This window comes from Halochromatium sp., from assembly GCF_046541315.1.
In the GTDB taxonomy this organism is placed as follows: domain Bacteria; phylum Pseudomonadota; class Gammaproteobacteria; order Chromatiales; family Chromatiaceae; genus Lamprobacter.
In genome coordinates, this window is the sequence record NZ_JBKHDN010000115.1 from 1 (window position 1) to 8,927 (window position 8,927).

An 8,927-nucleotide genomic window follows, 5' to 3' on the forward strand; every position below is an offset into this window, starting at 1 on the left:
ACGGCTATGGCTATGGCAACCCGTACTATGGCGGCTATGGCGCGCCCTACTACGGCGCGCCCTATGGCGCGGTTCCCTACGCCGCTCCGTATGGCGCCGCCCCTTATGGCGCGCCGAGCGCTCCAGACGCGCCTGAAGCCAAGTAAGCGCCGTTCGTCGCGCGCCTGATGGCATCGCGTCCGGCGGTCGGTCCTGGTTCGGGACCGACCGCCGGACGTCTTTGTTTTAGGCGATCAACAACAGGCTGCCATAGGCAAGGCCGAGCCCAATCGCCGAGGCGACCAAGACATCGCTTGGATAATGCAGTCCGAGCACGACCCGCGATGCCGCGACCAGCAGGGTGAAGGGGATCAGCAGCCAACCAAGCTGCGGATAATAGAAGAGCGCGATGGTGGAGAACGTGACCGCGTGCAGGGTGTGTCCGGAGGGGAAGCTGTAGCGATCGAGCGGCGGCACGCTGGCGGCGATGTCGGCCGCGTAATGGCAAGGGCGTATGCGCCGGGTGTGCTCCTTCAGGCGCTTGTAGAGGATCAGCGCAATGCCGCCTATCAGCAGCATGTGCAGGGCGGCCTCGAGGCCGTCGAGGCCATCGACGATGGGCAGGATGGCGATCAGGCTATACCAAAACACGCCATTGCCGAGCCGGCTGACGAGGGCGAAGGGCCGCAGCAGCCAAGGTCGTCGATAGGCACGGCTCCAACGCCGGCAGAAGGGGGTTTCTAGCTCATTCAGCAGTCGCAGGAATGGGTTCATGGCGCTCGCCCTGGTTGCCGGCGCAATCGATCACGGAGAACAGATGGCGTTCCAGCTCACGGATCACACGCTCCCAGCTCAGCGATTCCGCCGTTCGCCGCGCCTCATGGCCAAGCCGTCTTAGCTGTTCAGGATCGCTGACGGCCTGCTCGGCCTGCGCCAGAAACGCCGCGCGATCGGCCATGGCAACACTATAGCCGTTTTCGCCGTGACGTAAGTGCTCGCGCGCGGCGGCATAATCGAAGGCGATCGGGGCCAGGCCGCTGGCCAGGGCCTCGGTGAGCACATTGCCGAAGGTCTCGGTCAGGCTCGGAAACAGGAACAGGTCGGCCGAGGCGTAGTGCGTGGCCAACTCCGCGCCGACCTTGGCGCCGGTGTAGACCAGGTCGGGATGCTGACGGCGCAGATGGGCCAGCTCGGGACCGTCGCCGACAAGCACGCAGCGGCTGTCGGGCCGGGCGCGGCGAATGCGAGCAAAGGCCTCGATGGCCAGGTCGATATGCTTCTCGGCGGCGATCCGCCCCACATAGAGCGCCACCACGGTGTCATCGCCACAGCCCCAGGCGGCGCGCAGCGCGGCACTGCGATAGGCCGGCGAGAAGCGCTCGGTATCGACGCCGCGACTGAGTACATGCAGATTGCGAAATCCGGCGTTGGCAAGGTCGCGTTGCAAGGCGCGGGTTGGCACCAGCGTCGCGCCAGAGTGGTTGTGGAAGCGTTTGAGCAGGCCGATGATCGGTTGCATCAGCAGGCCGACCCCGTAGTGGCTACAGTACTGCTGGAATTGGGTATGGAATCCCGTCAGCGTCGGGATCTCCAAGCGCCGCGCGGCGCGCAAGGCCGCGTGCCCAAGCGGCCCCTCGGTGGCGATATAGACGGCGTCCGGGCGCGCCTCGCGCCAGCGCCGTTGGACCGCCCCGAGCGCCGGCCAGCCAAAGCGTAGGCCGCGGTAGCCCGGCAAGGGCACGCCTGCGACCAGCAGCTCCCTCGCCTGGCGCGCCTGGCGCCGATCCGCCGGCTGGCGCGGGCGCACCAGACTGGTCTGGTGTCCGCGCCGCTCGAGACCGCGCGCGAGCTGCGCCAGCGTATTGGCGACACCATTGATCTCGGGCGGATAGGTTTCGGTGACCAGCGCGACATGCAGCCTCGGTCTGGACTGTGCTAGCGGTCGCTCCTGGGCCCTGCGGGTGCCTGTGTTCACTGCGCCGCGACCTCCGGTTTACGCGGTTTGGCGGTGGCCCTGGCGACGATGGGCACCTCGAGCGCCTGCGCGATGAGCGTCTCGCACTGGCTGGCAAGGGCGCGTCGATCCATGCCCGCGCCGACGATGGGCGGCAGGAAGTGGACCTGGACCTGGGTGCGAGGCTGGCACAGCACGCGCCAGACGTTGGGGATCAAGGCGTCATCGTCGATGAACGGGGCGATCGGATCAGGCTCGGCATTGGTTCCATAGCGAATCGCCACGGGCTGGACGTCGATGCCCGGCTGCTGGCCCGCCGCGAGCAGGCGTGGATAGAACCCGCGCAACTGCCGGCCATCGCTGGTGGTGCCTTCGGCGAAGATCACGACCGGGCGTTGTTCGCGCATGCGCGTCTCGATGCGCTGGATCAGCGCTGCGGTTTGATTGCCGCCGCGCGTGATGAAGAGGGTGCCGATTTGCGCCGCCATCCAGCCGATCAGCGGCCACTGGCGAATCTCGGCCTTGGACAGGAAGCCGACCGGGCCCAACGCGCCGAGCACCGGGATATCGAGCCAGGAGATGTGGTTGGCGACAATCAGCGCGCTCCTGGCCTGCTCGCCTTCGACATGGATGCGCAGCCCCAGGATCGGCGTGACGCGCCGGAACCACCACTGAACGATCGCCGGGGTCGCGGCCCCGGAGCCGCCCAGGCGGCGCCAAAGGCCCATGCCGAGCACGATCGCCGCGCCCAGCAGGTTGAACGCAAGCAGGGCAAGGAGGCGCGCGCTGGCGCGCAGTTGGGGCATGAGGGTCTTCAGCATCCCGGATTCTTCCGAATGGGTTCCCTTGGGGACTGGCTCCGCATGAGCGTGCGGCTCGCACGAACACCTGAATCTGCTAGCGCGATGCCCATGGTGTTCGGGTCCTAAATCCGCTCCAGGAAATGGCGCGCGTAACTGGGGTTGAGCATGCGCATATCGAGCAGCATCAAGATGTCCGCGACCTCGAAATCGGGGTCGCGGCAAGGCTCGCCGCAGGCGACCGCGCCGAGGCGGACATAGCCCTTGAGAAGGGCTGGCAGTGGGGCGTCGAGCACAGCGTCGGCCCCGGCCGTGGCTTGTAGGGGAACGCGGGGTCTCACCCGCAGGGCCTCCGGCGCCAGCGCCTGCCGTCGCAGTCGATTCATGATCGCCGCCGCCTGGCAGTCGTGCTCGCCCAGCGGCACACTGGCGCAGCCGAACAGGTAATCGACCTGATGCCGTTGGATATAGTGCGCCACGCCGGACCAGAGCACGGCGATGACCGAGCCATGTCGACATTCCGGCGAGACGCAGGTGCGCCCCAGCTCCAGCAGCTGGCCCGGCAGCGAGGGGATCGCGCCGAGTTCGAATTCGCTTTCCGAATAGAAGCGCCCGAGGCGCTCGGCGCCGCGATTGCTCAACAGGCGGGTGCAGCCGACCACGCGATTACCCTTGGTCTCGCGCACCAAGAGGTGCTCGCATTCGCGATCGAACTCGTCGACATCGAGGCCATGCTCGCCGGCCTTGAGTTTGGCGCCCAGTTCTTCCCCGAACACGCGATAGCGCAACGCTTGCGCTTCACGCACCGCTTGCGGCGAATCGGCTAATTCGACGAATAGACGCTCACCGCGTTTGATACTTAGAGCAGGTGCGCTCGCTCCCATGTTCTCTCCGACCATAGCAACGGGTTAACGTATCAGTTTAACGAAGGCACATGTCGATCCGATGGCTAAGCCATGACGGAATCATGACAATGTGGCGGCCCGGTTGCTGGCCGAGAGACCATCGGTCACGTCCAGACGTCTCCGCCGCGCAGCGAGCGAATCGGCCAACCGCGCGCCCGGGCAAGCGCGGCCAACCCCGGATCGGGGTCGATGGCGACGGGGAAGTCGACCGTTTCGAGCAAGGGCACGTCGTTGATCGAATCACTATAGAAGGTGCTGCCGGCCAAGGTCGCCGGATGGGTCGCGAGCCACTGATGCAATCGCTCGACCTTGCCTTCGCGAAACGCCGGCGGTCCGACGATCTCGCCGGTGTAGCCTTCCGCCGCGCGCGCGGGCTCGGTGGCGATCAGATGCTCGATGCCAAAACGCGCCGCGATCGGGGCGGTGACGAAGGCATTGGTGGCGGTGATGACGATGAGCGTATCACCCGCGCGGCGATGCTGCTCGACCAATGCATGCGCCGCCGTCAGCATGATCGGTTCGATATGCTTGCGCAAGAAGTCCTCGCGCCACTGTTCGAGCATCGCGAGGGGATGTTGGCGCAGCGGTGCGAGCGAGAAGCGCAGAAAAGCGTGGATATCCAGACAACCCGCGCGATAGTCATCGTAAAACTGTTGGTTGGCGCGCTCGTAGAGGTCGCCGTCGACGACGCCGAGGTCGACCAGATGGCGACCCCAGAGGTAATCGGAATCGCCGGCGAGCAAGGTGTTATCGAGGTCGAAGAGGGCAAGCGGCATGGTAGGGGTTCGAGGGCGGACTGGCGATGGATCAGGATTATGGCCGATCTCGCGGTGCGGGCGCGAGCGGGCGCGCGGCATTTGAAGCCGTTGGGTAGAGTATGGAAGAATGCGCTGCAAACGTAACCAGGTACAGGCACTTGATCGACGGGGACGGGTTCCGGCCAAACGTCGGCATCATCTTGAGCAACGCGGAGCGACGCCTCTTCTGGGGCCGGCGTGTCGGGCAGAACGCGTGGCAATTCCCGCAGGGGGGGATCAAATCCGACGAGACCCCGCTTGAGGCGATGTATCGGGAGTTGGAGGAAGAGGTTGGCCTGCTGCCGGGGCAGGTCCAAGTGCTCGGCTGCACGCGCGGCTGGCTGCGCTATCGCTTGCCGAAGCGCTTCATCCGCCGCCACTGCGGTCCCATCTGTATCGGGCAAAAGCAGGTCTGGTACATGCTGAGGATTCAGTGCGGCGAGGGCGATTTTTGCCTCGATCGCAGCGAAAAGCCCGAATTCGATGCCTGGCGCTGGGTGCGTTACTGGTATCCGCTGCAAGACGTGGTGTATTTCAAGCGGCGCGTCTATGAACGCGCGCTGCAAGAATTGGCGCCCTTGCTCTATCCCGATGGGGTGCCGGCGCTGGATCTGGGGCTCCTGCAGCAAGCTCATCAGAGCAGTCGCGGGTATCTTCGCCAGCGGCGGCGATAGTCCCGGCATGGTCTCGTCAGGGAGCGATGAGGCGCTTGACGGACGTGTCGCTGGCGGTTAGTCGCTTGCCAGCGGCAGGCCCTTGCCCGGATTCAGGATACCGCGCGGATCGAACTGGGCCTTGATGGCGCGCATCAGGGCGAGCGCCGGCGGATCGATCTCGCGCGCGACGAAATCACGCTTCTCGAGTCCCACGCCGTGCTCGCCGGAGAGGGTGCCGCCGAGCGCGATGACCAGATCGAAGACCCCGTCCAGACACTGCGCCGCGCGCGTCATCTCGTCGGCGTCGCCCGGATCGACGAGCAGGTTGACATGGATGTTGCCGTTGCCGGCGTGACCGAAGTTGACGATGCGAATGCGATGCTCGCGCGCGAGCCGTTCCAGGCCATCGATGAACGCGGCGATGCGCGAGACCGGCACCACGACATCCTCATTGATCTTTTTCGGCGCCACATGCCGCAGCGCCGGCGACAGCGCCTTGCGCGTGCGCCAGAGCGCGGCGATCTGCTCCTGCTCACGGGCGACGCTGAGTTCGAGCAAGCCGGGGTTGCGCGCCGCCGCGGCCACCGCATCGGCGATGCTGGAGACGCACTCGGCGGGGCCATCGACCTCGATCATCAACAAGGCGCCGGTCTCGGCGCTGACACCGAGATCGGAGAACTCGCGCACCATGGCGATCGCTGCGGCATCCATGAACTCGAGCGCGCAGGGCGTGATCGGCTGCGCCATGATCGCCGCCACCGCATCGGCGGCGGCATGGATATCGCGATAGGTCGCGCGCAAGGTCTGCTTGGCCTCGGTGCTGGGGGTGAGCTTGAGGGTCGCTTCGGTGATCAGCGCCAGCGTGCCCTCCGAGCCGATGATGAGGCGGGTCAGATCGTAGCCGACCACGCCCTTGGTGGTCAGCACGCCGGTGCGGATGAGCCGCCCAGTGCCGGTGACCGCAGCGAGGCCAAGGGTGTTCTCGCGCGGGGTGCCATACTTCACCGCGCGCGGCCCGGCCGAGTTATAGGCCAGGTTGCCGCCGATGGTACAGACCGCGGCGCTGGTCGGGTCGGGCGGCCAAAAGAAGCCGCGCGCGGCGAGTTCGCGCTGCAGGTGATCGTTGACCACCCCAGGCTCGACCACCGCCAGGCGATTGGCGGGATCGATGCGCAGGATGCGATTCATGCGCTCGAACGCGATGACGATGCCGGTGCGCTCGGGCACCGAGGCGCCGGTGGTGCCGGTGCCGAGCCCGCGCGCGGCGATCGGCACGCCGTGCTGATGCGCGAGCGCGACGATGGCCTGGACCTGCGCCGCGTCGGTGACGAAGGCGACCGCCGCCGGTAGGCTTTGGCGGCGGCTGTTGTCGTAGCCATACGGCCAGCAATCGGCGGCATCGACGAGCAGGGCATCGGCGCCGACGATGGCGGCGAGGGCGTCGCTGAGGGGCCTGGTCAGTGGCATCAAATGAACTCGAACATCTTCACCACGCGCACCACGCCGGGTAGCCGGCGCACGAGTTCAGTGGTCGTCTCGGCCTCCTCGCGCGTGACCAATCCCATCAGATAGACCACGCCGTCCTCGGTGACGACCTTGACGCGGGTCGCATCGAAGTCCTTGATGCCGCGCCCACCGCCGATGGCGATCTTGGCGCGCGAGGTGATCAGCGCGTCTCGGCTGCGCTGCGCGAGCGAGATCGCAGGCCCGATCCGAACCTCGTTGTAGACCTGCTCGACCTTTGGCAGGCGGCTGACGATGTCGGCGAACCGCTTGCGGACCTCGGCGTTGTCGGCCTGGCCGGTGAGTAGCACCCGGTAATTGTAGCTGGTGATCGAGATGCGGCTCGCGCGCCGAATCTCGCGGTGCTGGAAAAAGCGCTGCTTGGCCTGGAGTTCGATCACCTCGTCGTCGAGGACGGTGCTGGCCGGGCGGCGTTCGTGAATCACCGAGGCGCCATAGGCGGTGCCGACCACAGCAGCGGGAGCGCAGCCTTGGAGCACGGGCACCAGGCCGATGACGCTGGCCAAAAGCGCGAGCCAGAGGGCGTTAGGCAGGGGCGGCAAAGGCATGACGAATCCAGGTGAAGGTGCCCGCGCCATCGATGGCGATGACATCGAAACGGCAGGGCAGCGCGATCGGATGGCGTTGCAGATAATGCGCGGCCGCCGCGCTCAGGCGCGCCTGCTTGCGCCAGTCGACGCTGGCGGCGGCGCCGCCGAAGCGCCCCGAGGCGCGAAAGCGAACCTCGATGAAGACCAGGCTGTCGCCATCGCGCATGACCAGATCCAGCTCGCCGCGTTTGCAACGCACGTTGCTGGCAAGATGCTGTAATCCCTGTTGCTCCAGATAGGCACGCGCTTGGCGCTCCTTGGTGGCGCCGAGCTGTTTGCGCGAGGGCGTTGCCTGGCGGGTCATGGAAGTGGTCAGGGGGGTAGTCAGGGGGGTGGTCAAGATCGAATCCTTGCCATGCTTGCGCGGGTCGAAGCGGCCGCGCGATCTCAATCGGGGGTGGCTCGGGCCGCGGCGTCATCGATCGCCGCTGGCGTCATCACCCCCGCGGGGGTGAAGCGCGCCAGCGTCAACTGGCGTCGCACCCGACCGCGCGAGTCGAGGCTCAGCCCGCCGGTCTCGCCGGGAAAGAAGGTGCCGGGCTGCTGGCTCATCTCGGCGATGCGCGGTGCGAGCCGATAGGCGTCGATGCCCATCGCGTAGAGTCTCGCCAAGGGACCGCTGACATTGCTCAGGGTTCCCCGCAGGGCCTGACGCGAGAGCCGATCGGAACGTTGCTGGTCGAGCAGCCAGGGGATGTCGACGAAGTAGAGTCCGGCCAAGGCCCGATTCTGGGCCGCATCGACGGTGCCCTCGTAGACGTGCGAGGTGGCGATGACCGGAACCTCGACGCCGGCGAGCCGCAAGGCCTCCCAGAGCGGCACCACGTTCCGCGTCGTCGCCACCAGCAGCACCACCTGCGCCTCGCTGCGCGCCACGGCTGCGGCGGTCTCGCCGATCGCGCCATAACTGGGTTGCGCGACCAAGGTTCCGCCAAGCGCCCGCCACTGGGCGCGGAAGGCCTCTGCCATGCGCGTTCCCCAAGCGCTTTGCGGATACACGAGCGCCGCGCGTCTCAGGCCAGCCGCAAAGGCGAAATGGGCGGCATTCGCGGCCTCGTCTTCCGGGGCGAGCGAGAATTGGAACAGATTCCAGGTGGAGGCGCCTTTGACGCGATTCAGGGCGAGGGTCGGGACGGGCAACGCGCTTTGCCGCGCCAGCGCGGCGACGGAGGATTTTTGCAGCGGCCCGATCACCAACTCGGCGCCGGCCAGGCTGTCTCGCGAGGCAACGGCGAGGTTGTCCGCGCCGAAGCTCAGCACCGGCCGGGTGCCGCTGCGATCGGCCTCATAGGCGGCCATGAGGCCCTCCTTGAGAACGCTGCCGGCGGTGCCGAAGGGGCCAGCCGTGGGCAGCAGGACGCGCACCTTGGTGTCGGCCGCATAGCCGCCGGCGAGACGCGCGAAATAGGTGGTCGCGAGCGTGGGCAGGGCCGGGTGGTTGCCACTGCGCTGGCGCCATTCGCGCAGCCGTGCATGCAGTGTCGGCGAGGCTGTGCTCTGGCCGGCGAGCAGCTCGGCGAGTTCGAGCCAACCGCGCATGCGCCCGCTGGAGGCGTCCGCAGCCTGTGCCAAGCTGGCTGGATGCAGGCTGGTGAGGGTGAACAGCAGCGCGATCTGGTTATCCATGCGCGCCTCGGCGGAGTCGAGCAGCCGATCGAGCCGATCGAGCGTCTCGGCCGCGCGCACGGGCTGGTTGCCAAGCCTGTAGGCGGCCGCCAGGGA

At 67.0% G+C, this 8,927-nt stretch carries 10 protein-coding genes; 1 reads left to right on the forward strand and 9 read right to left on the reverse strand.

All coding sequences use genetic code 11. The features are described from left to right. Positions 1-225 precede the first annotated feature (225 nt). The 5 genes from ACLFQI_RS08845 to ACLFQI_RS08865 form a co-directional block, all read right to left on the reverse strand. A complete protein-coding gene (locus ACLFQI_RS08845; RefSeq protein ID WP_410758585.1) occupies positions 226-753 on the reverse strand; it encodes a phosphatase PAP2 family protein in 528 nt (175 codons plus the stop codon). After that, the gene (locus tag ACLFQI_RS08850) at positions 725-1,954 is read right to left on the reverse strand and encodes a glycosyltransferase family 4 protein (protein ID WP_410758586.1); all 1,230 of its coding nucleotides are present in this window, start codon (positions 1,952-1,954) and stop codon (positions 725-727) included. The genes ACLFQI_RS08845 and ACLFQI_RS08850 overlap by 29 nt, the downstream gene beginning before the upstream one ends. After that, positions 1,951-2,754, reverse strand: coding sequence for a lysophospholipid acyltransferase family protein (locus ACLFQI_RS08855; RefSeq protein ID WP_410758588.1), 804 nt, complete (start codon positions 2,752-2,754; stop codon positions 1,951-1,953). Before ACLFQI_RS08855 ends, ACLFQI_RS08850 begins: the two co-directional genes overlap by 4 nt. Before the next feature lie 104 nt (positions 2,755-2,858). Beyond that, positions 2,859-3,617 (reverse strand): GNAT family N-acetyltransferase, encoded by a 759-nt coding sequence (locus ACLFQI_RS08860; protein ID WP_410758590.1) that lies wholly within the window; start codon positions 3,615-3,617, stop codon positions 2,859-2,861. A 125-nt stretch (positions 3,618-3,742) separates the two neighbouring features. Then, positions 3,743-4,414 carry an HAD family hydrolase gene (locus tag ACLFQI_RS08865; protein WP_410758592.1) on the reverse strand — a complete coding sequence of 224 codons (672 nt, stop codon included), beginning with the start codon at positions 4,412-4,414 and terminating at the stop codon, positions 3,743-3,745. 140 nt (positions 4,415-4,554) lie between these two features. Between ACLFQI_RS08865 and ACLFQI_RS08870 the strand changes: the two genes are divergently transcribed. Beyond that, the gene (locus tag ACLFQI_RS08870; protein WP_410758594.1) at positions 4,555-5,109 is read left to right on the forward strand and encodes an RNA pyrophosphohydrolase; all 555 of its coding nucleotides are present in this window, start codon (positions 4,555-4,557) and stop codon (positions 5,107-5,109) included. Positions 5,110-5,166: 57 nt separating this feature from the next. Here ACLFQI_RS08870 and ACLFQI_RS08875 read toward each other — a convergent pair whose 3' ends face one another. The 4 genes from ACLFQI_RS08875 to ACLFQI_RS08890 all read right to left on the reverse strand — a co-directional run. Then, complete coding sequence (locus tag ACLFQI_RS08875) at positions 5,167-6,558, reverse strand: FAD-binding oxidoreductase (protein ID WP_410758596.1); 1,392 nt, start codon at positions 6,556-6,558, stop codon at positions 5,167-5,169. Next, positions 6,558-7,163 (reverse strand): BON domain-containing protein, encoded by a 606-nt coding sequence (locus tag ACLFQI_RS08880; RefSeq protein ID WP_410758598.1) that lies wholly within the window; start codon positions 7,161-7,163, stop codon positions 6,558-6,560. The genes ACLFQI_RS08875 and ACLFQI_RS08880 overlap by 1 nt, the downstream gene beginning before the upstream one ends. After that, complete coding sequence (locus tag ACLFQI_RS08885) at positions 7,141-7,545, reverse strand: YraN family protein (protein ID WP_410758600.1); 405 nt, start codon at positions 7,543-7,545, stop codon at positions 7,141-7,143. The genes ACLFQI_RS08880 and ACLFQI_RS08885 overlap by 23 nt, the downstream gene beginning before the upstream one ends. A 47-nt stretch (positions 7,546-7,592) precedes the next feature. Then, positions 7,593-8,927 (reverse strand): penicillin-binding protein activator (locus ACLFQI_RS08890; protein ID WP_410758602.1); only part of this gene is annotated, 1,335 nt, incomplete at its 5' end.